The 23660-nt window shown below is 50.2% G+C and carries 27 protein-coding genes; 10 read left to right on the plus strand and 17 right to left on the minus strand.

The window, feature by feature from the left end:
• Positions 1 to 144: 144 nt before the first annotated feature.
• The 7 genes from KNO75_RS07045 to cspD all read right to left on the minus strand — a co-directional run bounded on the left by KNO75_RS07045 (position 145) and on the right by cspD (position 8112).
• Positions 145 to 1752: a BCCT family transporter gene (locus KNO75_RS07045; protein WP_214795407.1), complete on the minus strand. Its 1608-nt coding sequence runs from the start codon at positions 1750 to 1752 to the stop codon at positions 145 to 147.
• Positions 1753 to 1865: 113 nt separating this feature from the next.
• The gene (gene cccB / locus KNO75_RS07050; protein WP_214820625.1) at positions 1866 to 2201 is read right to left on the minus strand and encodes a cytochrome c551; all 336 of its coding nucleotides are present in this window, start codon (positions 2199 to 2201) and stop codon (positions 1866 to 1868) included.
• A 108-nt stretch (positions 2202 to 2309) separates the two neighbouring features.
• A complete protein-coding gene (locus KNO75_RS07055; protein WP_214795405.1) occupies positions 2310 to 3167 on the minus strand; it encodes a YitT family protein in 858 nt (285 codons plus the stop codon).
• 61 nt (positions 3168 to 3228) lie between these two features.
• Positions 3229 to 4329, minus strand: a complete 1101-nt coding sequence (gene prfB, locus KNO75_RS07060; protein ID WP_214693596.1) for a peptide chain release factor 2 — start codon at positions 4327 to 4329, stop codon at positions 3229 to 3231.
• A gap of 55 nt (positions 4330 to 4384) precedes the next feature.
• Positions 4385 to 6907, minus strand: a complete 2523-nt coding sequence (secA, locus tag KNO75_RS07065; protein ID WP_214820627.1) for a preprotein translocase subunit SecA — start codon at positions 6905 to 6907, stop codon at positions 4385 to 4387.
• 139 nt (positions 6908 to 7046) lie between these two features.
• The gene (hpf, locus tag KNO75_RS07070; RefSeq protein ID WP_214687196.1) at positions 7047 to 7610 is read right to left on the minus strand and encodes a ribosome hibernation-promoting factor, HPF/YfiA family; all 564 of its coding nucleotides are present in this window, start codon (positions 7608 to 7610) and stop codon (positions 7047 to 7049) included.
• 304 nt (positions 7611 to 7914) lie between these two features.
• Entirely contained in the window at positions 7915 to 8112 is a 198-nt protein-coding gene (gene cspD / locus KNO75_RS07075; protein WP_012726946.1) for a cold-shock protein CspD, read from the minus strand.
• Between the two features lie 273 nt (positions 8113 to 8385).
• Here cspD and KNO75_RS07080 point away from each other — a divergent pair, with 273 nt between their 5' ends.
• The 8 genes from KNO75_RS07080 (at position 8386) to KNO75_RS07115 (ending at position 13982) form a co-directional block, all read left to right on the plus strand.
• Positions 8386 to 8880, plus strand: coding sequence for a competence protein ComK (locus KNO75_RS07080; RefSeq protein WP_214745974.1), 495 nt, complete (start codon positions 8386 to 8388; stop codon positions 8878 to 8880).
• A 74-nt stretch (positions 8881 to 8954) separates the two neighbouring features.
• Positions 8955 to 10670 (plus strand): hypothetical protein, encoded by a 1716-nt coding sequence (locus KNO75_RS07085; RefSeq protein ID WP_214820629.1) that lies wholly within the window; start codon positions 8955 to 8957, stop codon positions 10668 to 10670.
• A gap of 9 nt (positions 10671 to 10679) precedes the next feature.
• Positions 10680 to 10970, plus strand: coding sequence for an EscU/YscU/HrcU family type III secretion system export apparatus switch protein (locus KNO75_RS07090; protein WP_074033686.1), 291 nt, complete (start codon positions 10680 to 10682; stop codon positions 10968 to 10970).
• On the plus strand, positions 10967 to 11347 hold the full coding sequence (locus tag KNO75_RS07095) for a flagellar export chaperone FliS (protein ID WP_214817284.1): 381 nt from the start codon (positions 10967 to 10969) through the stop codon (positions 11345 to 11347). Before KNO75_RS07090 ends, KNO75_RS07095 begins: the two co-directional genes overlap by 4 nt.
• Entirely contained in the window at positions 11331 to 12233 is a 903-nt protein-coding gene (locus KNO75_RS07100; protein WP_214820631.1) for a flagellin N-terminal helical domain-containing protein, read from the plus strand. The genes KNO75_RS07095 and KNO75_RS07100 overlap by 17 nt, the downstream gene beginning before the upstream one ends.
• Positions 12234 to 12257: 24 nt before the next feature.
• Positions 12258 to 12701: a YaaR family protein gene (locus tag KNO75_RS07105; protein WP_214820633.1), complete on the plus strand. Its 444-nt coding sequence runs from the start codon at positions 12258 to 12260 to the stop codon at positions 12699 to 12701.
• 9 nt (positions 12702 to 12710) lie between these two features.
• The gene (locus tag KNO75_RS07110) at positions 12711 to 13376 is read left to right on the plus strand and encodes a DUF2225 domain-containing protein (RefSeq protein ID WP_214820636.1); all 666 of its coding nucleotides are present in this window, start codon (positions 12711 to 12713) and stop codon (positions 13374 to 13376) included.
• A 105-nt stretch (positions 13377 to 13481) separates the two neighbouring features.
• A complete protein-coding gene (locus tag KNO75_RS07115) occupies positions 13482 to 13982 on the plus strand; it encodes a DUF1572 family protein (RefSeq protein WP_214820638.1) in 501 nt (166 codons plus the stop codon).
• Here KNO75_RS07115 and KNO75_RS07120 read toward each other — a convergent pair.
• The 4 genes from KNO75_RS07120 to KNO75_RS07135 all read right to left on the minus strand — a co-directional run bounded on the left by KNO75_RS07120 (position 13970) and on the right by KNO75_RS07135 (position 16362).
• A complete protein-coding gene (locus KNO75_RS07120; protein ID WP_214820640.1) occupies positions 13970 to 14488 on the minus strand; it encodes a DUF402 domain-containing protein in 519 nt (172 codons plus the stop codon). The two genes, KNO75_RS07115 and KNO75_RS07120, sit on opposite strands and share 13 nt — an antisense overlap.
• Positions 14489 to 14587: 99 nt before the next feature.
• Positions 14588 to 15256 carry a DUF4352 domain-containing protein gene (locus KNO75_RS07125; protein WP_214820642.1) on the minus strand — a complete coding sequence of 223 codons (669 nt, stop codon included), beginning with the start codon at positions 15254 to 15256 and terminating at the stop codon, positions 14588 to 14590.
• Between the two features lie 158 nt (positions 15257 to 15414).
• Positions 15415 to 16041, minus strand: a complete 627-nt coding sequence (locus KNO75_RS07130) for a hypothetical protein (protein ID WP_214820644.1) — start codon at positions 16039 to 16041, stop codon at positions 15415 to 15417.
• Between the two features lie 135 nt (positions 16042 to 16176).
• Positions 16177 to 16362: a hypothetical protein gene (locus tag KNO75_RS07135; protein WP_031422829.1), complete on the minus strand. Its 186-nt coding sequence runs from the start codon at positions 16360 to 16362 to the stop codon at positions 16177 to 16179.
• 159 nt (positions 16363 to 16521) lie between these two features.
• Here KNO75_RS07135 and KNO75_RS07140 point away from each other — a divergent pair, with 159 nt between their 5' ends.
• Positions 16522 to 16899 (plus strand): DUF3021 family protein, encoded by a 378-nt coding sequence (locus KNO75_RS07140; RefSeq protein WP_214820646.1) that lies wholly within the window; start codon positions 16522 to 16524, stop codon positions 16897 to 16899.
• Positions 16900 to 16936: 37 nt separating this feature from the next.
• Here KNO75_RS07140 and KNO75_RS07145 read toward each other — a convergent pair whose 3' ends face one another.
• From KNO75_RS07145 to KNO75_RS07160, 4 genes are read right to left on the minus strand one after another with little or no spacing between them, the layout of a single operon-like run.
• A complete protein-coding gene (locus KNO75_RS07145) occupies positions 16937 to 17287 on the minus strand; it encodes a flagellar protein FliT (protein ID WP_251126065.1) in 351 nt (116 codons plus the stop codon).
• The gene (fliS, locus tag KNO75_RS07150; protein ID WP_214758342.1) at positions 17287 to 17661 is read right to left on the minus strand and encodes a flagellar export chaperone FliS; all 375 of its coding nucleotides are present in this window, start codon (positions 17659 to 17661) and stop codon (positions 17287 to 17289) included. The genes KNO75_RS07145 and fliS overlap by 1 nt, the downstream gene beginning before the upstream one ends.
• A 14-nt stretch (positions 17662 to 17675) precedes the next feature.
• Positions 17676 to 19370 (minus strand): flagellar filament capping protein FliD, encoded by a 1695-nt coding sequence (gene fliD / locus KNO75_RS07155; protein ID WP_214820648.1) that lies wholly within the window; start codon positions 19368 to 19370, stop codon positions 17676 to 17678.
• 12 nt (positions 19371 to 19382) lie between these two features.
• A complete protein-coding gene (locus KNO75_RS07160; protein WP_114165849.1) occupies positions 19383 to 19739 on the minus strand; it encodes a flagellar protein FlaG in 357 nt (118 codons plus the stop codon).
• A 175-nt stretch (positions 19740 to 19914) separates the two neighbouring features.
• Here KNO75_RS07160 and KNO75_RS07165 point away from each other — a divergent pair, with 175 nt between their 5' ends.
• Positions 19915 to 20787, plus strand: coding sequence for a DNA endonuclease (locus tag KNO75_RS07165; protein ID WP_214820650.1), 873 nt, complete (start codon positions 19915 to 19917; stop codon positions 20785 to 20787).
• 56 nt (positions 20788 to 20843) lie between these two features.
• Here KNO75_RS07165 and KNO75_RS07170 read toward each other — a convergent pair whose 3' ends face one another.
• Positions 20844 to 22010: a flagellin N-terminal helical domain-containing protein gene (locus KNO75_RS07170; RefSeq protein WP_214820652.1), complete on the minus strand. Its 1167-nt coding sequence runs from the start codon at positions 22008 to 22010 to the stop codon at positions 20844 to 20846.
• A 256-nt stretch (positions 22011 to 22266) separates the two neighbouring features.
• Positions 22267 to 23559, minus strand: coding sequence for a methyl-accepting chemotaxis protein (locus KNO75_RS07175; protein WP_214760025.1), 1293 nt, complete (start codon positions 23557 to 23559; stop codon positions 22267 to 22269).
• Positions 23560 to 23660: the final 101 nt, after the last annotated feature.

Below are 23660 nucleotides of genomic sequence, written 5' to 3' on the forward strand. Positions count from 1 at the left end.
CCATTACAGGAGTATTTCAGTTCGATTGAGTTCGGTGGGAAAATGTCGCCAAGAACCTTGCCTTCTCTATATGTAAGAAAAAGTTGAAACTGAACTTCAAAAAGGGTGCTCCCGTAGGAACACCCTTCACGATATCGTCAAATGTTAGTCATGTGGTTTTTCTTTCAATGCATCAAACGGAGATTTTTTCCGCTTCCGATATTTGATATGAATCGTCGAAGACTCATAATCATCGGAGGCACGAATGTCCCGACTCGACACCCGGACGAACGACCACGCCAGGAGGAACATGATAAAGATTAACGGGAACCCACCGACGATACTTGCCGTCTGTAACGTATCAAGTCCACCGAGGAACATGAGCGTAAGCGGCATGATGGCGAGTGCGAATGCCCAGAAGAGACGGTTCCAAACGATTGGCTCGTCCTCGACATGCTTCTGTGTGACTGACGCCAAGATGTAAGACGATGAGTCGAACGTCGTCGCCAAGAAGATGATGGCGAGAAGTGTGAATACGCCGACAACGACCTTCCCGAACGGCAATTGACTGATGATGGCAATAATCGTCGGAGCCGGACCGTTCGCCGCCATGTAACCGACGACATCGAACGTGCCGCTCAAGTGGAGGTAGAGACCATAGTTCCCGAGTATCCCGAAGAACAGGATACAACCGAGCGTCCCGTACACCATCGTCCCAAAGATCATATTCCGAATCGTCCGGCCGCGAGAGATACGGGCGACGAACAATCCGACGAACGGTGCATATACGAGCCACCAAGCCCAGTAAAAGACGGTCCATGATTCAGGGAATCCGGTCGTCGTGAAACCACCGAAGTCACCGAACGGCTCCATCCATGTCGCCATGCGGAAGAAGTTGTCCATGACGATCCCGACTCCGTTGAATGTTGTCTCCAAAATGAAACGCGTCGGTCCAAAGATGAAGACGAACGTCAAAATCCCAAGCGCGAGCCAAATATTCAAGTCACTGAGCACTTTGATCCCGCCTTTCAGCCCGATATATGAGCTGACGGCGAAGATGACGGTACAAATCAACATGATGACGGCCTGCATACCAAGCGTGACCGGAATACCTGTCAGTTCGTTGACCCCTTCGGCAATCATCGGTGTCCCGAGAGCGAGCGTCGTCCCGGCACCACCTAATAATCCAAAAATAAATAAGATATCAATCAATTTACCGATTGGGCCGTCCGCCCATTTCCCGATCACCGGACGTACCGCTTCACTTACTTTCAATACTGATTTCTTACGGACATAAAAGAAATAGGCGATCGGCAATGCCGGTAACGTATAGATTGCCCAGGCAATCGGTCCCCAGTGGAACATGCCGTAAGCCGTCGACCACTGGATGGCTTCAGGTGACTCGGGTGTCAACCCGAACGGCGGTCCTTCATAATAGTAGACCCATTCAATGACCGACCAATAAAGGATACTAGACCCGATTCCGGCAGCAAACAACATCGCCGCCCACGAGAACGTACTAAATTCGGGTTCTTCATCTTCACGACCTAACTTGATGTGACCATTCTTACTAAAGGCAATAAAGATCAAAAATCCGAACGCGCCTAACCCCATGGCTAAGTACAATACTCCAAAGTTAGAGGTCATGTATTCGTTCGCCGCTCCAACCCATGCCTTTCCCGTCTCCGGGAAGAAGATGAGCGGTAACGTCACCCCTAACAGTAGTACAAACGAGCCGATAAAAGTCGGCCAGTCAATCAACTTCGTCTTCAATTGTCATCACTCCATTTCCATAACATCTACCATTACCCTAACAATAATTCCCCAAGGAATAACACCCCAAACAAAAAAGCACGAGGTGAATGTTCACTCCGTGCTTCCCTATCTTATTTTTTCTCAGCGAGCCAAGCGGCGACTGCCGTGATCTCTTCATCGTCTTCGATGACGTTCGCAGGCATCGCGCCTTGACCGTTACGGATGACGTTTTCAATGTCTTCTGCCGACAAACGAGCACCGACTTGCTCGAGTGACGGACCACTCATTCCTTCAAGGTTCGCACCGTGACATGCCGCACAGTTTTGTGCGTATACCGCTTCCGCGTCAACCGATGCCGTGTTCGAGCCCGAATCCCCGTTGCTCGATGTGTCTTCTTCTTCACCGCCGCCACATGCGCCGAGTGTCAGCATGGCGCCGAGGCCGATGGCCATCATCCATTTTTTCATAACCACGTTCCCCTCCTAAGTTGTAGAAATGACCTACATTTACCATTATAGCCGTTAACGTATGCTTTCTAACCTAATCTCACGAAAAGTACACAAAGATTCCACAACTTATGGCACGTTGATATAACGTTTGTCCGACGTAAACCCTTGTCCGAGCACCTCGTGCGCCTCGCTGAAGACGAGGAACGCCTCGGGGTCGATTCGACGAATGATCTCTTTCAGTCGGCTCACCTCGCTCTGACGGACGACAATCATGAGCATCGGACGGTCGAGACGAGAATACGCCCCGATCGCCTGAATCTCCGTCGCGCCACGGTCGAGCTCTTCAAACACGGCACGGACGATAAAGTCCCGTTTCTCCGAGATGATATATGCCATCTTGTCCTGCGTGAACCCGAGCTGGACGAAGTCGATCATCTTGACCGTGATGAATAACGCGATAAGTGCATAGAGCCCGGTCGAGAACGAGAACGTGATGGCGGCCGTCAAGACGACCATGCCGTCAAGGATGGCGATACAAAGATAGAGCGGGATGTGCGTGAACTTATGTAAGATCTGCGCGATCAAGTCCATCCCTCCTGTCGAGGCACGTCCCCGGAAGATGAGTCCGAGCCCGACGCCGACTCCGACTCCACCAAAGATGGCGGCGAGTAACGTGTCGTTCACGGCAGCTCCCGCATCGATCGCCTCATAAAATAGGATGACGCCTGGTAAAAAGATCGAGCCGACGAGTGACTTCACCCCGAAGCCGAGACCGAGGATGGCCCACCCGATGATGAGCAGCAACACGTTCGCCACGAGCTGGAACGCACCTGGCGAGATGCCGAACAGTTCATACGTGATGACCGAGATCCCGCTCACCCCGCCCGACGCGAGATTGTTCGGCAACAGGAATAAGCTGAAGGCCGAGGCGACGAACACCGAGCCGGACAACAAATACAGATAGTCTTTGACGATTTGCTTCATTAAAGAAATTCTCCTTTACAGACAACGTGGCCCAAAGACGGGAGTCTTTGAGCCACATGCATCACATATTTGTTTTACGAAGATACGCATCGATGAACGGCATGACATCGCCATCCATGACACCACTTGTGTTTCCGACCTCATGGTTTGTACGGTGGTCTTTGACCATCGAATACGGGTGGAAGACGTATGAACGGATTTGGCTACCCCAACCGATGTCCGTCTTCTCTCCACGGATCTCGTCGAGCTTACGTTGCTGCTCGTCGAGTTCGCGTTGGTACAATTTCGCTTTCAACATCTTCATCGCAGACTCACGGTTCTTGATCTGTGAACGTTCCGTCTGACATGAGACGACGACGCCTGTCGGCACGTGCGTGATCCGAACGGCAGAGTCCGTCGTGTTGATGTGCTGTCCGCCGGCACCTGACGCGCGGTACGTGTCGATGCGGAGGTCTTCTGTGCGCACTTCGATTTCGATGTCGTCATCGAATTCTGGCATGACGTCACATGACACGAACGACGTGTGACGACGGCCTGACGAGTCGAACGGCGAGATGCGGACCAAACGGTGAATCCCTTTCTCCGCCTTCAAGTAGCCGTATGCGTTATGACCGACGATGCGGAGCGTGACCGATTTGACGCCCGCTTCTTCACCAGGAAGGTAATCGACCGTCTCGACTTTCCAGCCTTGTTTGTCTGCGAAACGCTGATACATCCGAAGGAGCATCGATGCCCAGTCTTGTGACTCGGTACCGCCCGCACCCGGGTGTAATTCCAAGATCGCGTTATTCGCATCGTACGGTCCGTTCAAGAGGATCTCAAGCTCGAAGTCGTCGAACTCTTTCTTGAGCGATTGAATCGTCTCCGCGAGCTCTTCTTGCATCTCTGCATCCGGCTCTTCCTTGATGAGTTCAAGCGTCACTTCGCCGTCCTCATGCTGTGTCGCGAGGTCTTGGTACTTGTCGACCATCGCTTTGAGTCCGTTCGACTCATCGATGACTTTCTGTGCCTTCTCTTGGTTGTCCCAAAAGTCAGGATATGTCATCTCGTTCTCGAGTTCGGCGATGCGTGCTTCTTTCTCCGTTAAGTTGAGCGAAGCTCTGTAATTCTCGAGGCGCTTCGCCATTGCCTCAAGTTCGTTCCGAATATCTGAAATTTCCATAGTGTTGATTCACCTTTCCGTAGGAAAGAGGCGAGCGGACCCGCCTCTTCAATAATTAAGCCTGTTGTCTACCGTGACAGTTCTTGAACTTCTTACCAGAGCCACACCAGCACGGATCGTTCCGGCCGATGCTGTCTTCTTTCGAACGACGGACCGGTTTTTTCTTGACCGGTGCGTCTTCCTTGCCTGAGACGGCGACTTCTTCTTCGACGACTTTCTCGCGTCGGAGGTTGTCCCCGACTTCGGCACGGAGCACGAAGCCTGTCACTTCTTCTGAGATGGCTGCGTTCATCGCATCGAACATGTTGATCCCTTCCGCCTGATACTCGCGGAGCGGGTCATTCTGTCCGTATGCACGGAGATGAATCCCTTGACGCAACTGATCCATGTGGTCGATGTGAGACATCCAGTGCGAGTCGACGGCACGGAGCACGATGATCTTCTCGAACTCGTTGAAGCGCTCTGGCGGTGCGAGTTGACGTTTCGCCTCGTACTGCTCGTTCACGCGCTCCATGAGGAGTTCGATGATCTCTTCGCGTTCTTTGCCGAAGAAGTCTTTGCCTTCGACTGTACGCTCAAGCGCGAGCGTCTGGTTCGCCCAGTGCGCGAGCTCGTCGATATTCCACTCTTCCGGCACGAGTTCGATCGGCGTGTATTGACCGACACCGAGTTCGACCGTCTGTGCCATCATCGAACGGACGATGTCTGTGACCGACTCGTTCTCGAGGATGCTCGAGCGGTCTTTATACATGACCTTCCGTTGGTCGGCCATGACGTTATCGTAACCGAGAAGCTGTTTACGCGCATCGTAGTTGTTTCCTTCGACGCGTTTTTGAGCCGATTCGACCGCTTTCGAGACCATACGGCTCTCGATCGGTTGCGTGTCGTCCATCCCGAGACGCTCCATCATATTCTGGAGGCTTTCCGTTCCAAAACGACGCATGAGCTCATCTTCGAGTGACAAGTAGAACTGGGATTTACCAGGGTCCCCTTGACGACCTGAACGACCACGGAGCTGGTTATCGATCCGGCGTGACTCGTGACGCTCCGTCCCGATGATATAGAGACCACCGAGGTCGACGACACCTTCGCCGAGCTTGATGTCGGTACCACGACCGGCCATGTTCGTCGCGATCGTGACCGAACCTTTTTGACCGGCGTTCTCGATGATTTCAGCCTCACGTGCGTGGTTCTTCGCGTTCAAGACGTCGTGACGAATCTTCTTCTTCGTCAAGAGCTTGCTCAAGTATTCAGACGTTTCGACTGCGACTGTACCGACGAGGATCGGTTGACCTGTCGCGTGGACGGATGCGATCTCCTCGACGACGGCTTTGAACTTCCCTTCCATCGACTTGAAGATGAGATCCGAACGGTCCTCACGAAGGATCGGTTTGTTCGTCGGAATCGTCACGACTTGCATGTTGTAGATGTTACGGAACTCTTCTTCCTCCGTCTTCGCCGTACCAGTCATTCCGGCAAGCTTCTCGTACATACGGAAGTAGTTCTGATACGTGATCGTCGCGAGCGTCATCGATTCGCGTTGAATCTCGACGCCTTCTTTCGCCTCGATCGCCTGGTGAAGACCCTCCGAGTAGCGACGTCCGTCCATGACACGACCGGTGAACTGGTCGATGATCATGACTTGTCCGTCACGTACCATATAGTCGATGTCATGGTGCATGACCGCGTTCGCACGAAGGGCGAGCCCGACGTGGTGGTTGACCGCGACGTGCTCGATGGCGAACAAGTTGTCGATGCCGAAGAACTTCTCGGCGAGGTCGACCCCTTGGTCCGTCAAGAGGACCGATTTCGTCTTGATGTCGACCGTGTAATCGTCTTCCTCTTTCAACGTACGGACGAATGCATCCGCACGTGTGTAGAGCTCAGTCGATTTTTGAGCCGATCCCGAGATGATGAGCGGGGTACGCGCCTCATCGACGAGAATCGAGTCGACTTCATCGACGATCGTATAGTAGAGCTCACGCTGAACACGGTCTTCCTTATAAAGGACCATGTTGTCACGGAGGTAGTCGAAACCGAGCTCATTGTTCGTCGAGTACGTGATATCACAGTTGTAGGCCGCCTGCTTCTCGACACGGTCCATGTTCGACACGTTGAGGCCGACCGAGAGACCGAGTGCGAAATAGAGCGGCTCCATGAGTTCTTTATCTCGCTTCGCCAAGTATTCGTTGACCGTTACGACGTGTACGCCACGGCCCGTGAGCGCGTTCAAGTAGACCGGAAGTGTCGCGACGAGCGTTTTCCCTTCACCGGTTTTCATTTCGGCGATGTCACCGTTATGGAGCACGTAGCCCCCGATGAGCTGGACACGATAGTGACGCATGCCGAGCACACGCTCAGATGCCTCGCGACAGACCGCGAACGCTTCTGGCAAGATGTCGTCGAGCGTCTCACCTTTGTCTAAGCGTGCACGAAACTCTTCTGTCTTCGCTTGAAGCTGTTCGTCTGACAATGCTTTGATTGGTTCGGCGAACGACTCGATCAAGTCGGCCGCTTTCTCTGCTTTTTTCAATACTCGTTTCTGTGGAGCAAATAACTCTTTCAAAAAGTTCGCCATACTCATATCTCCTCTGCACTCACTAAAAAATGCATGTTTTTTCCCTAATGTACAGTTTAACCGAAGTGGTGCCACCTTTCAAGGAAAGGCAAAACGAAACGACCCTCCGAAGCCGGAGGGTCGTGTAAGGTCAAGTATATTATTCTGGTTCGATCAAGCCATACTTCCCATCTTTACGACGGTAGACGACGTTCGTGTTGCCCGTTTCCGCGTCAGAGAAGACGAAGAAGCTGTGACCGAGCATGTCCATTTGAAGAATCGCCTCTTCCGTGTCCATCGGTTTCAATGTGAAGCGTTTCGTCCGTACGAGTTCGAGTTCTGCCTCGTCCTCATCGTAGACGGCCGGTGCATCATCAGGTCCTTCGAGGGACTTGAAGTACTCGCCGACGCCACCTTCTTTCCCGCGTCCTTTACGGTTGAGCTTCGTTTTGTGTTTACGGATTTGACGTTCCAATTTATCGACGACGAGGTCGATTGCCGCGTACATGTCGAGGTTGATGTCCTCGGCACGGAGCAACAAGTTCGGCATCGGGATCGTCACTTCCACTTTTTGTTTCTCGTTATACACTTTTAAGTTGACGTAAGCCGTCTGTGCATCCGTAGGAGTTGTGAAATACCGAGTCAACTTCTCCAGCTTTTTCTCGACATAGTCTTTGATTGCTGGTGTGACCTCAATGTTTTCGCCGCGAATGTTATAAATCATCTGAACTCCTCCTTAAAATAACCGCTTGAACCAATGATTCGTCGAACGAGACGGAATCTCCTGCTTCATTTCTAAAAAGAAAGTGGAACCAGGTGGCTCACTAATATTATACCCCGAAATCGCTATGTTTGAAAACGTTATCATCAGAAAATAATGACAATTTTGTTCCGAATTCAACGCTCCCTAGAACGAGCGAAAGGTATAGAAAGAAAATACCCATTCCACCCATTTTTAAACGCGTTTTTTTATTATGTAGGCAAAATAAAAAGCCGACTCCCGAGGGAGCCGGCTTCACGGTTTGAAATTATAATTTTACAACGTTAGCCGCTTGTGGGCCACGCTCGCCATCAACGATTTCAAACTCTACGTCTTGACCTTCGTCAAGTGATTTGTAGCCTTCAGATTGGATTGCTGAGAAGTGTACGAACACGTCTTTGCCGCCTTCTACTTCGATGAATCCAAAACCTTTTTCTGAGTTAAACCATTTTACTTTACCTACCATGTGTAAATCCATTCCTTTCACCATTGGAGAATACAGAGGGTTGTCCTCTACGGCTAATCTTACCACCTTCTTGTAAGCGTGACAAACACTTTCTCAAATATTTGTAAACGTTTCGTCATTTGGCTTTCATTGGAATTCTATTTCCCTACTTTTCATATTGTCTTGTTGAATTTACATTTTTTGTGATATATCATTGAAGGGATGATTTAGGTTTGTGCCGTTTTGTCATTTAGCCGATCCTGAAAATCTTATACGAGGAGGATGGTGCAGCGTATGCGCTCCTACTATTCTGAGGAAAAATATCGCATCACAAAGCGAACCGTGGCGATTCTCCCTTGCTTTGATATCATGAAGCAATCACGGATCATTCTCGAGGATGGCACCGAGATTTCAACCCCGCTCCGGCCGTACCAGTTGTTGCAACTTTCTTGCCGCCAGTACAACAGCTCGATCGAGGAACGAATCTTCATCGCCAAACGCGTCGCCGGCGTAAAAGGGAAAGTCCCTGTCGTGATTGAACCGACAACCGGACTCGTCTTCTTCCCGACGAAGTCTCCGAAGCGAGACGATTGTGAATGGTATGCCTGGTCCCATATTCGAGACATACTGAACATCGAGGAGGAGCCAAACGGCCTCGTCCTCACAAAAGATGGACACCAAATCCAGACGAACGCGACACCGTACGTCCTTCGGAACCAACTGAAAGCGACAGGTGAACTCGTCGCCCGGTTCCAACAATTGAACGCGAGCCCCGCGCTTGAATCATGACACGCCTTCCGTCGAAAAGACGGGAGGTTTTTTTCGTTTGTTTCGCTTCATTTTTTGAAAAAGAGGTCGATATTATGGTCGAGGTGACAAACATGCAAATTCAAGCCCAAGCGACCGCCGTCAGTTCGGTCTTACCAGGCATCCAGACGAATCGGACCTATAAGGCCGAACTCGTCAAACAGACAGGGCCCGACTCCGCAATCGTCAAAATCAACGGCGAAGAAGTCGAGGTCACATTCAAAGACGGACTCCCGAAGACGAACCCGTTCCAGGTGACGCTTGCCGAACAGGACGGCCTCTTGCTCGCGACCGTCGTCCCACAAAAGGAAGAGACGCTTGAACCCGCACCACCTGCATCGTCAAAGCTCGACGCGAAGATCCAGACGCTCCTCGCCGCCCTTCCACCCGAAGTGCGAAGCGCGGTCAGCCGACTGCTCCAGTCCGGGCGCTTGCCGATGAACGAGGACACGGTGCGCTTGCTCGAGACAGCCTTTAAAGGAGACATGCGCGACGTCATCCTTCATCTAAAGACGCTCGACACGCCGACCGTTCCCCGAGAGGTCGCACGAGAGATCGCCGTCCTCTCCTTAAATGAAGCGAGACAACTCCTCACACCGCCGGCGTCACACGCCCCGTATCCACAAAAAGAGCGATACGTCGAACTCGTCAACTTGTCACGTCCCGTGAGCGAACGGGTGACGCCGACACCGGAGACGATCGATCGAGTGATTCGCGACTTGCCTACCCCACCGAAGATGGAGCGCACCGAACCGTTGCCGCTCCCACCGGTCAACGGACGCCAAGTCATGGTCAAGGAAGTGACGAGCCATCTCGCGAACGTGACGAACACGTTCCGGAATGAACAGGCGACGGTGACGAAACAACTCGGACAAGTCGCCGCACTTATCGAGACGAACCCACATGCGGCCCGCCCCGCGCTCGAGACCGTCTCGACCCGCTTGACGCAACTCGTCCAAAAGACGGATGCGCTCCTGCATACGGATGTGACGCAAGAGAAACAACTCGTCGCCATGACCGCGAAGCTCGACCTCGCCTTGTCGTTACTCTCGACGAAACCACAAGAGAGCGCGGCGCTCGTCAAAGACGTGCGAGCGACGTTAAACGACTTCCGTTACGCACCGAACCAGGCACGGATCGAGTATATCCCTCACGGTGCGACACGCGCCGGAGAGATGCCTAGCGTCACGCCACTGAAACTTGACGCGACACTGTCCGGCCGACACGTCCAGGAAGTGACGCAACGCGTCCAAGCACAGGCCCAACTCGCACAGGCGAACAACACGCCGACGTCTGCGCTGTCGGTACGAAGTGACACGACGAACCCCGAGGCGCAGCGACTCGCCTCGTTCCTTCAGGTCCAACAGACGCTCAACCGCCTCGATGGCGGGCAGCTCCACCAGCTCCTGTTCGCCCTTCCGGCGAAAGTGCAGGAGATCGACACCGGGATCCACGTCCATATCCAAAACCGGGAGGCCGGTGACGTCGTCGACTGGGAGAACAGCGTCCTCTATATCCGCTTGGAGACGCCTCGCCTCGGCGAGATCGGCGTCAAACTCGAGGCGAAAGACCGGAACCTCCGCCTCACGCTCGAACATGACGATGCGACGGTCGAACGACTCGCACGCCCGCTCCTCGGCAAGATCGAACAGACGCTCGAGACGATCGGTTATAAGAGTGTGACGACCCAGTTCAAACCACTCACGAAAGCTGAACGTGTCGTCGATGAGCCTAAGATCGCACCGACGACCGGCTATGACTTCAGAATTTAGGAGGCCACGATGTACCAACGCATGGATTTGACGAAACGAAAGACGGCCGCGGTCGTTCGCTATGATGAATCGACGGACAAAGCGCCCGTTGTCGTCGCCCGCGGGACGGGAGCCGTCGCTGAAAAGATTCTACAAGAGGCACGAGCCCGAGGAGTTGCGGTCGAGAACGACCATTCCTTGCTCGGACACCTGCTCGACCTCGACTTAGGGGACGCCATCCCCCCGCAGCTCTATGACGTGATGGCAGAAGTGTTGTTGTTAATAGAAGAACTCGATTCCATTAAAGGAGAACCAAGATGAACCCAACCCAGTTATATGAAATGAGGCCTGAAGAACTGACACAGGCGATGTTACATGCGCTCACGTATCACTATGAACGCGCCCAAGGCTCGACGATCGCCGAACGGAATCGTCACCTGCGCCAAGCTCGCGAGCTGTTGGTCAAGCTCCATCAAGGACTTCATGACGGCGGCGGCATCATCGCGGCGCAACTCGATGAAATCTATCTCTATATGGCGAACGCCAGCGTCGAGGCAATCATCGACCAGGATCAACAAAAGATTGCGGAACTACATACGCTTGCAAGCGACCTCGATAAGACGTGGAGCGAAGCGATGGAACGTGCCAAGACCCAACCTGTCCCGACTGGAGGAAACCGCTATGAAAATTACCAATAACGTCCAAGCGTTAAAAGCCTATACGTCACTCTCGTTGAACCAGGCGTCGATGAAAAAGACGATGGACCGTCTCTCGAGTGGGGTCCGGATCAACAAGGCGTCGGATGACGCGGCAGGGCTCGCCATTTCCGAGAAGATGCGGATGCGACTCGACTCGCTGTCGATGGCCGAGCGCAACACGCTCGACGGCATCTCGCTCACCCAGACGCTCGAAGGTGGGATGAACGAGACGCATTCCCTACTCCAACGCATGCGTGAACTGTCGGTACAAGCGGCGAACGGAACGCTCAGCGAGGATGATGCGAAAGCCGTACAGGAAGAGATTAACGCGTTGACGGAAGAAGTGACACGAATCGCCGAGACGACCGAGTTCAACTCGAAGAAAATCATGAACGGCGAATACATGCAGGGCGCGAACACCCTCTTCTTCCAAATCGGGGCCGGCAATAACGAGGCCGTCGTCTTGAACGTCGAAGACATGCGGGCGCACGCGCTCGGCATTACGAAGACGACAGCGGGAGGCGGAGCGTTATCTCCCGTCGACCATGACAATGACCAGGCGACAGCATCTGAAACATATTACTCCCTCAGCGTATTGACACCGGATAAAGCGGGAGAAGCGATCGCGAAGTTCGATGCGGCAATCAACCGCGTTTCACTCGAGCGTTCGAAGCTCGGGGCAATCCAAAACCGGCTTGAGGCGAACGTCAGCGTCGTCGCCATCGGTTCTGAGAACTTGACGGCGTCCGAGTCACGGATCCGTGATGCCGACATGGCGCGTGAAATGATGGACTTCGCCCGCCTAAACATCCTGAATCAGTCCGGCATGGCGATGATTGCGCAGTCGAACGCGTTGCCGCAAGGCGTGTTACAATTATTGAACTAACCTAAAGAAAGGACGGTTGCCCATATGGACATTCGTCGCATCATGGAGACGCAATCGCTCCTCGGCTCAAGTAAGGCGAAACGCCCCGAGGTCGAACCCGGCGTCTCCTTCCAAAACGTCATCGGTCAAAAGCGTGAAGACCGCGAACATGAGCGGTTCTATCGCCAAATCGCCGCAATCCAGGAACAAGGAGAGCTTCTTGCCGAGAGCCAGACGGTCGAGGCGCTCGCCGATTATAAGAAAATGATCAAAGACTTTATGAAAGAGGCCGTTGACGCGGCACTCCGCCTCGAGGACAAGCGCGGTTTCAACCGCCGGGGACGTGCGAAGATCTACAAGGTCGTTGAACAAGTCGACCAAAAGCTCCTCGCGCTGACGGACCAGGTCATCTCAGGGGAAGCCTCACGCCTCTCCCTCCTCGACCAGGTCGGTGAGATTCGCGGATTGCTCGTCAACGTCTATGTGTGAGGTGTCGAGATGGCAGAGCATTTGTTTTTAAAGAAAGTCAAATGTCCGTATTGTTTACAAGAGAGCAAGGCCCAGCGCGTCTTATCGCGTCACATCCGTCCGCTCGAGGTCGAAAAGGACGGCTATACGACGTATGACGGACCGAACCCGTATTTGTATGAGCCGACCGTCTGTGGTCACTGTCACCTCGTCTTCCACGACTCGTTCGACAAGGTGCGAAAGCATAATCGGGAGGCACTGGAGACGCACTACTTCAAACAAGTGAACCCGGACGTCTTAAAAGGCGACCGCACGAACGAGCATGTCATCCTCTTATATAAGTTCGCCGTCATGACGGCCCAGTTGAGCGGACAAAAACCGTCCGTCGTCGCCATGCTCGGGATGCGGATTGTCTGGATGTATCGATTGATTGGGGATACGGCGTCTGAGAAGGAATGGATGCAGCGGACGCTCGATAAATACAATGAGGTGCAAGAAGCGTACACGGACCCGATTCGGACCGGACTGCCTTACGACCAGCTCATGCTGCGAATCGCCGACCTCTCCGCTGCGCTCGACTATTATGAGGACGCGCGTCGCTGGTACGGGATTCTCCTCAGCAGTAAGGAAGTATCGGAGCGGATCCGGAATCAGGCCCGGACGCATTGGGAAGATTTTCGGTTGGAACATGCGTAAACGAAAGCGTGGGATATTGGATCCTACGCTTTTTTCGTAGTTATCATTGAGAAGATCGATGATGGGGTATAAACAAATAGCTTACATACTAAAGGAGGATTTCTCATGTTTGAAACGCAATATCTCGATACCGTACGTGCCACGTTCAAAAGCCAAAAACAACTCGCCGAGCGCGCACTCGTCCAAGTGAGTGACGAGGACCTGCACAAGACGCTTGCGCCCGATACGCTCTCCCTCGCCCTCATCATCCAGCACATGGCGAACAACATGAAGTCGCGCTGGACCGACTTCCTGACGACGGACGGTGAGAAGCCGGACCGTAATCGCGACGCCGAGTTCGAGGACCAACAACTGTCCCGGGACGAACTCATGCAAGTGTGGGACGATTGCTGGCAGCTTTTGGACGACGTCTTGGCAGACCTGAAACCAGAGGACTTAGGGAAAAATGTCATGATTCGCGGAGAAGCCCACTCTGTGATCGATGCGATTGAGCGACAAGTGTCGCATTACGGCTATCACGTCGGTCAGATTGTTTACCTATCGAAGCTGTTTGCCGGTAGCGACTGGGATGTGTTGTCGATCCCATTGCCGCATCAGCGGAAGTGAGACGACGTCTGAGCGAGCTCGATGAGACGTCGCTCTAACGAACCGTCAAACGGAAATTGCTGTTGTCGGATTCGGCTCTTTACGTCATCGACGGTTTTCCATACCTGTTCAATGAGTGAAGCTGGATAACCGTATCGTACCCGGTTGATGTCGAACTCCTCTTCATCGACGAGTTGCCATTCACCGGGCTGTCTCGAGACAAGGTCTACATCCAAATCGACGAAGTGAATCGTCTCGTCCGTGATTGTCGGCGGAAGGCCGATATTGGAATATCCGCGCATCGTGCCGTCTTGTTCTAAATCAAGTTGTAACGTGAAGCCTTCATGCCGCATGAAGCACTCCAGCGAATGGGAATCGTATGTATAACAGGCGCCTCGCGTATGATGCCGGAGCGTTCGTCCCGGCCCCGCATACAACAACACGTAATCGTCCGTTTCTTCGATGATGCGACTCGACCATTCATAATGGAGCTGTTGGTCATATTTGAGTAGAGAGACAAGCTTCATCATAAACCTCCTAAATGATGGGATATCTTCATTATCCACTTTCGTTCGGGTTTAGACTAGACAAATAGGGCGTGCCGTTCGGATTCGGCACGCCTATTTTCATTTCGTAACGTCAATCGTGTATTCATACCGATCTTCCGCGATTGTATTGAATTGGTCGTTATAGGGACCTTCCACGACAAAACGTACCTCGGTCAACTCTGCTGGCATCGATTCAACCTGAAAATGTACGCCACCTTCTTTCCTCACTTTTCCTAAAAATTCACCACCGACGTCATCGGAAAGTAAGAAAGCAGCATCAACCTGTTCTCCTGTGTTCGTGACAAGACGTGCTTGATCCGGATAAAAGGTGACAGTCTCATCACTCGTGTTTTCTGCAACCACGCTAAAAGAAACGAGAGTCACTTCCTTTTTATCGTCGAACACGGAGCGGAAATCAGAAGCTACTTGAAGCCGCATCGTCTGCACTTTATTGATTTGAAAAATGATGGGACCGATTTTTTCTTCGATGCCTAAATCGCTATTTCTCATGTAGATTTGTCTAACTCCAATCTCGTCCTCCTCTACTTCAAACTCTTCGGATCCACCAATCCCTTCTGACGTATCTTCACCCTTACTCGATTCACTTCCTTCGGATGAAGAAGTGGTTTGTTCATCCGATGTCTGTTGGGTCTGCTCGGTACTTTCAGAACTCGTCGCCTCCTCCGTCTCCCCGCATCCAATCAGAAAAACGAGCGGCAAAACGAATAACCCATGTCGAATCTTCATGACACGCTCCCTCCTATTCGAAATTTCGTCGGACAATGACTTATATTGAATATGTACCCATCTAATTAGAAAAAATCATATATTTTATGATCATTCACCTACTTATTTTCCAATGACCATACAAAAAGCGCACCGACACTCGTTCGGCACGCCTCATCTTATTTTGTCACGTTGATCGTATACTCGTAGCGATCTTCTGCCACTTTGTCAAAATTCTCGTTAAAGGGTCCGTCGATGACGACTTTCAAGTCCGTTAGTTCTTCTGGCTTCGCCTTCACGAAGAAGAGAACGTTCCCCTCTTTTTTCACTTTCCCCATGAATTCGCCACCGACGTCATCTGAGAACCATAAGTCCGAAGACACCTGCTCCCCCGTGTTCGTCACGAGCGTCGCCTGGTTCGGATGAAAACTCATCGTCTCATCAACTGTATTTTCAACCAACATATTCATCGCGACGACCGTCACCTCTTCTTGTCCGTCGAACGAATCACTGTATGTTTCTGCGACCGTGAGGCGTGACGTCTGTACTTTGTCGATCGCGAACTGAATCGGTCCCATCGTCTCCGTGATCGTGAGTGCCTTGTTCTTCATATAGATTTTGTTGGTTCCGAGTTCGCTTTCTTGGACATCCGTCTCTTCAGCAGTCGTCTCATCCGGCGCACTCGCTTCCGCCTCTGCCACTTCTTCCGTGTCCGTCGCCGTCGTCTTCAGTTCATCTGCTTCCCCGCATCCGACGAGTAGTACGAGCGGCACCGCCACCAGTAAGCCAAATCGTTTCATGTTCATCTTCATCTCTCCCTTTTCATAATCCAAGTGATGTGGTTAAGACGAATATAACGAATTGGCAATTCGTACCGTGGTAAGAAAAAGTTCTTGGTAAAATAAAAGTCAAGGTTCAGAATTGGACCTTGACACATACACTTATCCTCTTGATTTCAGCTCTTCTTCCTCATACGGATCGGGACGATCCTCAAACGGCGTATCGTCCTCGACGTACGCCTCAAGTTTTGGATCCCGTTCCACATACTCATCGTACGCTCCCTCTGGACCATAGACGAAATAACGGCGCTTCCGTGACGATACCGGTTTGGACTCTTTCTCACGCATCTCGTTTCCCTCCTCTTTCCAGAAAAGAAGCAACGGCTACAATGATGTTTACCCGATTATAGCGGAAAACAGACGTCATTTCATCCTCGCTTTTTCTCTGAAACCTTTCTACGTGATGTCCGTATATATGCATAACGATTCAATGAAGGGATGGTACATATGCAATTAGTGAAGAAAGGGTTCGTGCGGAGCCTCTTATGGTCGCTGCCGTTCGTGATCCTCGCGCTCTATCAAGGATGGTCAGGAAATAAGGACGGCGTACATGCAATGTTCGTCTACGCCGGAGTCGCTTTCTTTCTCGGATTCACGAGTGTCATTTACGAAGTCCCGAAATGGTCGTTCAAAATGCAGATTTTCATTCACTGGTGCGTCATGCACGTGACGATCCTGCCACTCCTTTGGTTCGGTGGGTCTACACCGGTCACGTCACTTCAAGATGCCGTACGCCTCTACTTAAACTTTACGGTAAGTGGTCTCATCTTGTTTACCATCTCTTATTTCATCATTCGGATGCGTCGCCAAGTCAAGACCTCTTAACACACAAAAGCTCGAAGGCATCATGCCCTCGAGCTTTTTACGTCTGTTGGTCGAATAGACCAGAAAAGTTAGAATCGACGTCTTCATACGGATCGACGTACGACTTGACCGTCTTCCGTTCCAGTCGGGCCGTCCCGAGCGTCATCCCGAGACGCTGGTGTTCGGCCTCAATGAGCCGTGCAATCTTTTGGCTGTCGTCGACGAGCTGCCGTAAAACCGTCTGATCGGCTTTCTCCAAGTCAGGACCGTGTGCTACGAGTAGTTGTTCGCGGTCGTCCAAGAGCTCATGGATTTGTTCCATCCACGTGTCGTACGTCGGCTCTTCCGGAACTTGCGCCAGCAACTCTTTTAGACGTTGCGTCTTTAAGATGATTTCATCCATCGGCATCATGACTGCTTCGCGAGTTTCATCGCTTCCTTCCACGTGTCGCGGAGTTCCGTCGTGAAATCGAGCACCTCATCAAGGATCGTCGTATCGTTCTTGACGTTCGCATCGACGAGACGGCGCCACATGTACTCATAGAGCGAGTCCAAATTCGCCGAGATGGCGATGTCTTTATTCAGTGTGAGACGAAGCTCTTGGAAGATCGCTTGCGTCTTTTGGATGTTGATGTTTTTTAAATCAGGGTTGCCCTGGTCGATCGCAAGCTTGGCGAGGCGCATGAACTTGAGCGCCCCATCATAAAGCATAAGCGTCAGTTCCTGTGGGTTCGCGGTCGTGACCGCATTGTTTTGATAAGCTGCGTATGGATTGGCTACCATTTAAATTCCTCCTCTTACATGCCTCCGCCTAAAAACTGTTGAAGTGAAGCGGCTTGTGAGTTCGCCTGGTTCATCGCCGTTTCCATCGCCGCGAAGCGACGGTAGTAGGCGTTTTCTTTATCGATCAATAAATCGTTAAGTCGTTGGATTCGTGTATCCATTTGCGTCATTTCGCGCCCCATTGAATACGTTGGAGCCCCAGCACCGTCCGCACCGGCGATACGAGTGATCGTCTCACGCGAATCTTTCGCCGTATCACGGATTTGTGGGAGGAGTCCTGTCTCTTCATCTGTGAAGAGCTTGTATACTTGTTCCGGGTCTTTCTCGATGGCGGCTTTTAACTTTTCTTCATTTAGCTCAATCTTTCCACCGTTCGTGAAGTCAGAACCGGTTGAGAGACCGATTTGGAACAAGCGAGACATGTCTAGGTCATTCGTGCTCGATGTTGCGCCCGACCATTTGCTACGAAGCGTGTCCATCGTTCCGCGTAGGATTGTATCCCCACGGAGCATCCCGCTCATCGCTTTTTCTTCCCATTTCTTAATCTCGTCTTCAGACAACTCATCACGCTGTGCTTGTGTGAGCGGTGCGAACGAACGGAAACGTTCTTCACGTGTCTTTTTGTTCATGAGATCGATTGTCTCATTGTATTTATCGACGAACCCTTTGATGTTGTCAAAGATTTTTTGAGTGTCTGTCGCAGCCGAAAGGGTGACCGGTCCTTCCGTTTCAAGGAAGGATGATTTTAATGTCAACGTCATGTTGTCAATCGTTGTCGTGTTCGAAGCACGTTCGACTTCAATCCCATTCACTTTAAACTTCGCATTTTGTCCAGTCGGTACAACCGTTCCCACACTAAAGGCAGATTTGAAATTGGTATCAAATTGAATAGTAGACGTTGCTCCGGTCTCTTTCGTCGACAAAGAGATTTTTCCTGTAGACGATTCAAAGAAAGCAGAGAGTCCTGTCTCTTTACTGTTTAACTGACTCATCAAATCTTGTACTGTTGCGTCCGCACCTAATTCAATCTTTTGATATGTCCCGGTTGTATTAGATTTGTACTGAATTTCAAAACCAGTCCCAGAGGCGAAGGAAGCAGAAACATCTTTTGGAATGACTCCACCAGGGTAGTTTGTTGTGTTGGTGGCAGTGACTTTTCCAGTCGCTGCGTCATACGCAAAGTCCGTAGAATCTAAAACGTTTCCTGCCGCATCTTTTAGGACGACTGTCGAAAAGTCCAAATCTTTTGGAATCGTCAACTCGGTTCCAGCCGTCTCTTGAATGACGCGCTTCTGACCGGCAACAAATCCATTCATGTCTGATAATTTTGTTGTACTCGTCAACTTCTGTCCATTCCGATCGACAGCATCTAAAATGGTTGTCGCCGAGCTGGCCAACTGTGTCACCGAGTCAATCCGAACCGCACTATTTCCACTAGATGGCGCGGCGGTTACACTGATTTTTGACTCATCCGATGAACTCGACGTCTTCGCATAGAAGTTTCGGCTGAACATCAAGTCGACCGCACTGTTCCGTAATGTCATGAGCGAGCGGTTGATTTCGCGATACGCATCGCGTTTCCATTCCGTCGTTTGTTTCTTTTGTTCAAGTTTATCGACCGGCGCACGCTCGGCCTGCATCAATTGCTTGATAATCGTATCTGTATCGATTCCACTGGCGAGTCCGCCAAATCGGATCGGTGTCGTCATGAGAATCCTCCTTTATACCCGTTCATCAAAGAGTTGGTTGAACTCCATGAACGCCGCAAAGAAATCGAGTGATTTCTTGCTCGGGATTTCGCGGATGACTTCGTTGTTCGTATCCACGATTTGAATATAATAGTCGTTCAATTTTTCATGTTTCATAAATTTTAAGCCTGTACGTTGTTGTTCGAGTACTTGATTCGCCTTCTCGACGGCCGCCTCTAACTTGGTGACGTGTTGAGGCGTCGGAAGAATGACGATGCCTTCGTCGGCGAGTTTCGCTTGATTCGCTTCGACGAACACGTTTTTCGTTTGTTCATACGGCAAGACGGAAGAAGGTAGGTGAAGCCGGACTTCTGAAATGGTCGGATTCATACGTTTCTACTCCTTATTTGTTCTTCTCTATCTTAATATCGGCAAGTCAGTAAAGAAGTTCAATGGAAACTTGTTCAATGATTATTCATAATTAGTTTCTTTTGAATTGAAAGTTGATTATTTAAATGGGTATTTAATATAAGAACATATATTCCCACAAGAGAGGATGAAAGCGATGAAATGGGCAGAATTGACGACTTTTGAGAAGAGTTTATTAATGGGTACTTTACTAGGAGATGGACACATCGGAATTTCTAAAAAGAAATATCCAAACGCTAACTTAAGATACGGAGAACATTTTTCAATCAAGCAACTTGAATATCGTGAATGGAAATTAAACAGCGCTCCACGTATCTTTTCAAGTATCATTAAAAACAACAACGGAACGAGCGCTTCTCTCAACTCATGTTTTGACGAATTGTTTACCTGGCTTCGAGCAGAACTTTATATCGGAGGTAAAAAAAGCATCCCCCTTCATTTACTTGAAGAATGTACAGATCCTGTTTTTTTACTAGCCCTCTATTTAGATGACGGTAGTCTGTGTGTCACGCGCTCGGCACGTTCAAAAAAGCAACAAATGATTTTAACTCCTCACATCGCACTCTATTTGCAAGCATTTCATCCTTCTGAACTAAATTACTTAAGTAAATTCATCAAAAAAACATTTGGACATCATTTTGTGCTAAGCCGAAGAAATGATGGTCACAATTTCATTCTCCGTATTCAAAAGACGGAAGATGCTCTAAAATTCTTAGACTTTACTGCTTCTTATAGTGAGGAGATTCCTTCTATGGCATGGAAGCTAGATTGGGAACATCGCTTGCAGTTGGAAAAAGAAGCGAATCCAAATATGATTGTCATTACATCAAAACCTAAAAACGATTATTCACAGGAAGAAATCGAACTGATTGTGACTTCAAAATTAAAAGGAATTTCAGATCAAGAAATTGCAGATACACTAGGACGTAGCTATTGGTCTGTCGTATACAAGTGGCAAGATATTAAGAAGAATCGATTAAAAGAGGAGCAAGTTGTGTATGTAAGTTAAAAACACCCGTGTCTCTTTCGAGGACGCGGGTGTAAAAAAGTATGCTATAGAGCCGATTAACGAAGCAATTGAAGAACCGCTTGCGGTTGCTGATTCGATTGCGCCATCATAGCTTGTGCCGCTTGGTTAAGGATGTTGTTCTTCGTGAAGTTCATCATCTCTTTAGCCATGTCTACGTCGCGGATACGTGATTCAGCAGCTTGAAGGTTTTCAGCTCCAACGTTCAAGTTATTGATTGTATGCTCAAGTCGGTTTTGAATAGAACCTAATTTTGAACGTTCTCCCGAAACTTTCTCAAGTGCTGTGTTAATAGTTGTAATAGCAGCCGTTGCTTTAGTTGCAGAAGTAATATCAACAGCAACTCCACCAGTACTTAATCCTAAGTCATCAGATTTCATGCTATCAATACCGATAAGAATATTTTGACCTGAGTTAGCTCCAATCTGAGTCGAAATAGCTTTAGTCACATCATTTGATGCAGCTTCCATTTTTCCAATACTGATTGTAACGCTTTCTCCAACTTTCATTGAAGCTAAATCTGTCAAAGTTATTGCAGAGCCAAATGAAGCATCCAATCCATCAATTACTCCAGCTCCTGAAGATGTTAGTGCAACACCACTGTTACTAGGATCACCAATTGTGAAATCACCAGCAACAGCCGTTGCAGAAGAGTTCGTACGTGTGATCGTAATAGTACCTGATGAAGTCAAGTCATCAGTGGCTGCAGCAGTTGCAGTAACAGATGCAATACTACTATTATTTTGAACCGTGACCGAACCATCCACTTTATCTTTAAGTCCCACTTTTGATCCATCTAACAATTTTTGAGTGTTAAACTCAGTTGTATTTGCAATTCTATCGATTTCTGAAGTCAATTGATTTACTTCTTTTTGGATTTCTTTACGGTCTGTTGCAGTATTTGTATCGTTTGAAGATTGAACAGCGAGTTCACGCATACGTTGAAGAATTGAGTGTGTTTCATTCAACGCACCTTCAGCAGTTTGAATCAATGAGATACCGTCTTGTGAGTTACGTGATGCTTGATCAAGACCACGAATCTGTCCGCGCATTTTTTCAGAGATTGCAAGACCAGCTGCATCGTCACCTGCACGGTTGATGCGAAGACCTGAAGACAATTTCTCCATTGCTTTACCAGTTTGCGTTGTGTTGAACGACATGTTGCGGTGTGCGTTCATTGAGTTAAGGTTGTGGTTAATAATCATTTTAATTTCCCTCCATAGGTTTGAGTTTTTCCGCTCTTCCAAATCCATTTGTCCGAGCATACAAGGTTTAGGCCGGCCCCTCACCTTGTATTTTTTGGAACGTTTTATCGTTTCCATACTCTATATCGGAGTCATCCCATATGTGTTTAGTCTTTTTCGAAAAAAGTTACGCGTTTTGAATAGAAATCTTCAAACTGTATAAAAATAGCCCACTCTCGTCGGCTGTTGATGACCAACTCGAGTGAGCTATTTTAACTTACACTTCCACCTTCATTTGTTCCGTCTCATTCTGCAAACTCTCCGCGACACGAACGAGCTCTGTCATCGCCCCGTTCACTTCACCAAGGCTTGCTGCTTGTTGGCTCGCCGCTGACGTCACTTCATTCGCATAACGCGATGCTTCTTCGACCATGCCGACAATTCCTGCAGAGTTCGTCACGACCGAATCGATCTGACCGCGTGACTCATCGAGGAGTGAATCGACCGAATGCACATGGCTATATACTTCATTTGCCGAGTTATGAATCGATGCGAACGCACCACCTGCTTTTTCAACCAAGCCGACGCCTGTCTCCACTTCTGCTTTCACGTTCGCCATCGACGATGACGTGTCGCCAACGAGACGCTTCACGTCGACGATGAGATCCGTGATTTCTTGCGTTGAGTTCGCTGTTTGTTCCGCGAGCTTCTTCACTTCCGCCGCTACGACGGCAAATCCACGACCATGCTCCCCGGCACGTGCCGCTTCAATCGACGCGTTCAAGGCAAGCAAGTTCGTCTGTGCCGAGATGTCACTGATGACATCCGTGATGCGTGAGATTTCGCCCGTCATTTCTGTCAACTGGCTGTTGAGCGTCGATGACTGTTCGACTTTCCCAGCAATCGCATGCATCGCATTGACCGAAGACGACGCAAGGCCTTTCCCGCTCTCCGCTTCTTGTTGCATCTCGCTCGCCGAATCAAGCGCCGATGACATCTCTTGACGGATACTCTCCATCGTCCGCGCAACCGCTCCGAGCAAGTCCATCGAGTTATATGTCGCACTGACGTTGTCTTCTAACATCTTGTTGAGGGAATCCATCGCGACGCGAATACTTTCGCCCGCGACATTTCCTTCTTGTACTGAAGCTGCAATTTCCTGTGCCGAACCCGTCAACTGGTCCGCCGTATAACGCATGTTCGTCCCTTGCTCCCGAAGGTGTTCGACCATGTTGTCCATCGACAAGAGCAAACGTCCCATCTCCGAACGGTCTGATGTCTTCTCGTCCGCGAAGTGAACCGTCAAATCACCGTTCCCGACTTCAACGGCTTTTTCAGAAGCCATCTCGACGGCTTTTAGTGGACGACGGGCGATCAAGTAGATGACGATGCCGCCGAGTGACGAGATAAGTAACGCCACGACCGTACCTACGAGCATGACCTGACCTTGTTCCATCTCGAGTTCTGTCAAAAGCAATAGCGTGATGTAGCCGACCGCTCCGCCCGTGATAAAGGACGTGACCAAAATCCACGCGAGCAGTTGTGTCGTAAAGTTTTTAAATACTTTCACTGTGTTGTTCCTCCTCATTGTGTTCATCACTCCTTATATCGTCCGATTTCCAATGAATGTATAGCGTTTTCAGTTGAACGTTTGGTCAATGAAAAAACGCA

It is taken from the genome of Exiguobacterium sp. s35, assembly GCF_018617535.1.
Taxonomy (GTDB): Bacteria; Bacillota; Bacilli; order Exiguobacteriales; family Exiguobacteriaceae; genus Exiguobacterium; species Exiguobacterium aestuarii.

Excerpts from the sequence above, each read along its gene's own strand:
- cccB (WP_214820625.1), bottom strand. The coding sequence starts at position 2,201 with ATGAAAAAATGGATGATGGCCATCGGCCTCGGCGCCATGCTGACACTC.
- KNO75_RS07055 (WP_214795405.1), bottom strand. The coding sequence starts at position 3,167 with ATGAAGCAAATCGTCAAAGACTATCTGTATTTGTTGTCCGGCTCGGTG.
- prfB (WP_214693596.1), bottom strand. The coding sequence starts at position 4,329 with ATGGAAATTTCAGATATTCGGAACGAACTTGAGGCAATGGCGAAGCGC.
- secA (WP_214820627.1), bottom strand. The coding sequence starts at position 6,907 with ATGGCGAACTTTTTGAAAGAGTTATTTGCTCCACAGAAACGAGTATTG.
- hpf (WP_214687196.1), bottom strand. The coding sequence starts at position 7,610 with ATGATTTATAACATTCGCGGCGAAAACATTGAGGTCACACCAGCAATC.
- cspD (WP_012726946.1), bottom strand. The coding sequence starts at position 8,112 with ATGGTAGGTAAAGTAAAATGGTTTAACTCAGAAAAAGGTTTTGGATTC.
- KNO75_RS07080 (WP_214745974.1), top strand. The coding sequence starts at position 8,386 with ATGCGCTCCTACTATTCTGAGGAAAAATATCGCATCACAAAGCGAACC.
- KNO75_RS07085 (WP_214820629.1), top strand. The coding sequence starts at position 8,955 with ATGGTCGAGGTGACAAACATGCAAATTCAAGCCCAAGCGACCGCCGTC.
- KNO75_RS07090 (WP_074033686.1), top strand. The coding sequence starts at position 10,680 with ATGTACCAACGCATGGATTTGACGAAACGAAAGACGGCCGCGGTCGTT.
- KNO75_RS07095 (WP_214817284.1), top strand. The coding sequence starts at position 10,967 with ATGAACCCAACCCAGTTATATGAAATGAGGCCTGAAGAACTGACACAG.
- KNO75_RS07100 (WP_214820631.1), top strand. The coding sequence starts at position 11,331 with ATGAAAATTACCAATAACGTCCAAGCGTTAAAAGCCTATACGTCACTC.
- KNO75_RS07105 (WP_214820633.1), top strand. The coding sequence starts at position 12,258 with ATGGACATTCGTCGCATCATGGAGACGCAATCGCTCCTCGGCTCAAGT.
- KNO75_RS07110 (WP_214820636.1), top strand. The coding sequence starts at position 12,711 with ATGGCAGAGCATTTGTTTTTAAAGAAAGTCAAATGTCCGTATTGTTTA.
- KNO75_RS07115 (WP_214820638.1), top strand. The coding sequence starts at position 13,482 with ATGTTTGAAACGCAATATCTCGATACCGTACGTGCCACGTTCAAAAGC.
- KNO75_RS07120 (WP_214820640.1), bottom strand. The coding sequence starts at position 14,488 with ATGAAGCTTGTCTCTCTACTCAAATATGACCAACAGCTCCATTATGAA.
- KNO75_RS07125 (WP_214820642.1), bottom strand. The coding sequence starts at position 15,256 with ATGAAGATTCGACATGGGTTATTCGTTTTGCCGCTCGTTTTTCTGATT.
- KNO75_RS07130 (WP_214820644.1), bottom strand. The coding sequence starts at position 16,041 with ATGAACATGAAACGATTTGGCTTACTGGTGGCGGTGCCGCTCGTACTA.
- KNO75_RS07135 (WP_031422829.1), bottom strand. The coding sequence starts at position 16,362 with ATGCGTGAGAAAGAGTCCAAACCGGTATCGTCACGGAAGCGCCGTTAT.
- KNO75_RS07140 (WP_214820646.1), top strand. The coding sequence starts at position 16,522 with ATGCAATTAGTGAAGAAAGGGTTCGTGCGGAGCCTCTTATGGTCGCTG.
- KNO75_RS07145 (WP_251126065.1), bottom strand. The coding sequence starts at position 17,287 with ATGCCGATGGATGAAATCATCTTAAAGACGCAACGTCTAAAAGAGTTG.
- fliS (WP_214758342.1), bottom strand. The coding sequence starts at position 17,661 with ATGGTAGCCAATCCATACGCAGCTTATCAAAACAATGCGGTCACGACC.
- fliD (WP_214820648.1), bottom strand. The coding sequence starts at position 19,370 with ATGACGACACCGATCCGATTTGGCGGACTCGCCAGTGGAATCGATACA.
- KNO75_RS07160 (WP_114165849.1), bottom strand. The coding sequence starts at position 19,739 with ATGAATCCGACCATTTCAGAAGTCCGGCTTCACCTACCTTCTTCCGTC.
- KNO75_RS07165 (WP_214820650.1), top strand. The coding sequence starts at position 19,915 with ATGAAATGGGCAGAATTGACGACTTTTGAGAAGAGTTTATTAATGGGT.
- KNO75_RS07170 (WP_214820652.1), bottom strand. The coding sequence starts at position 22,010 with ATGATTATTAACCACAACCTTAACTCAATGAACGCACACCGCAACATG.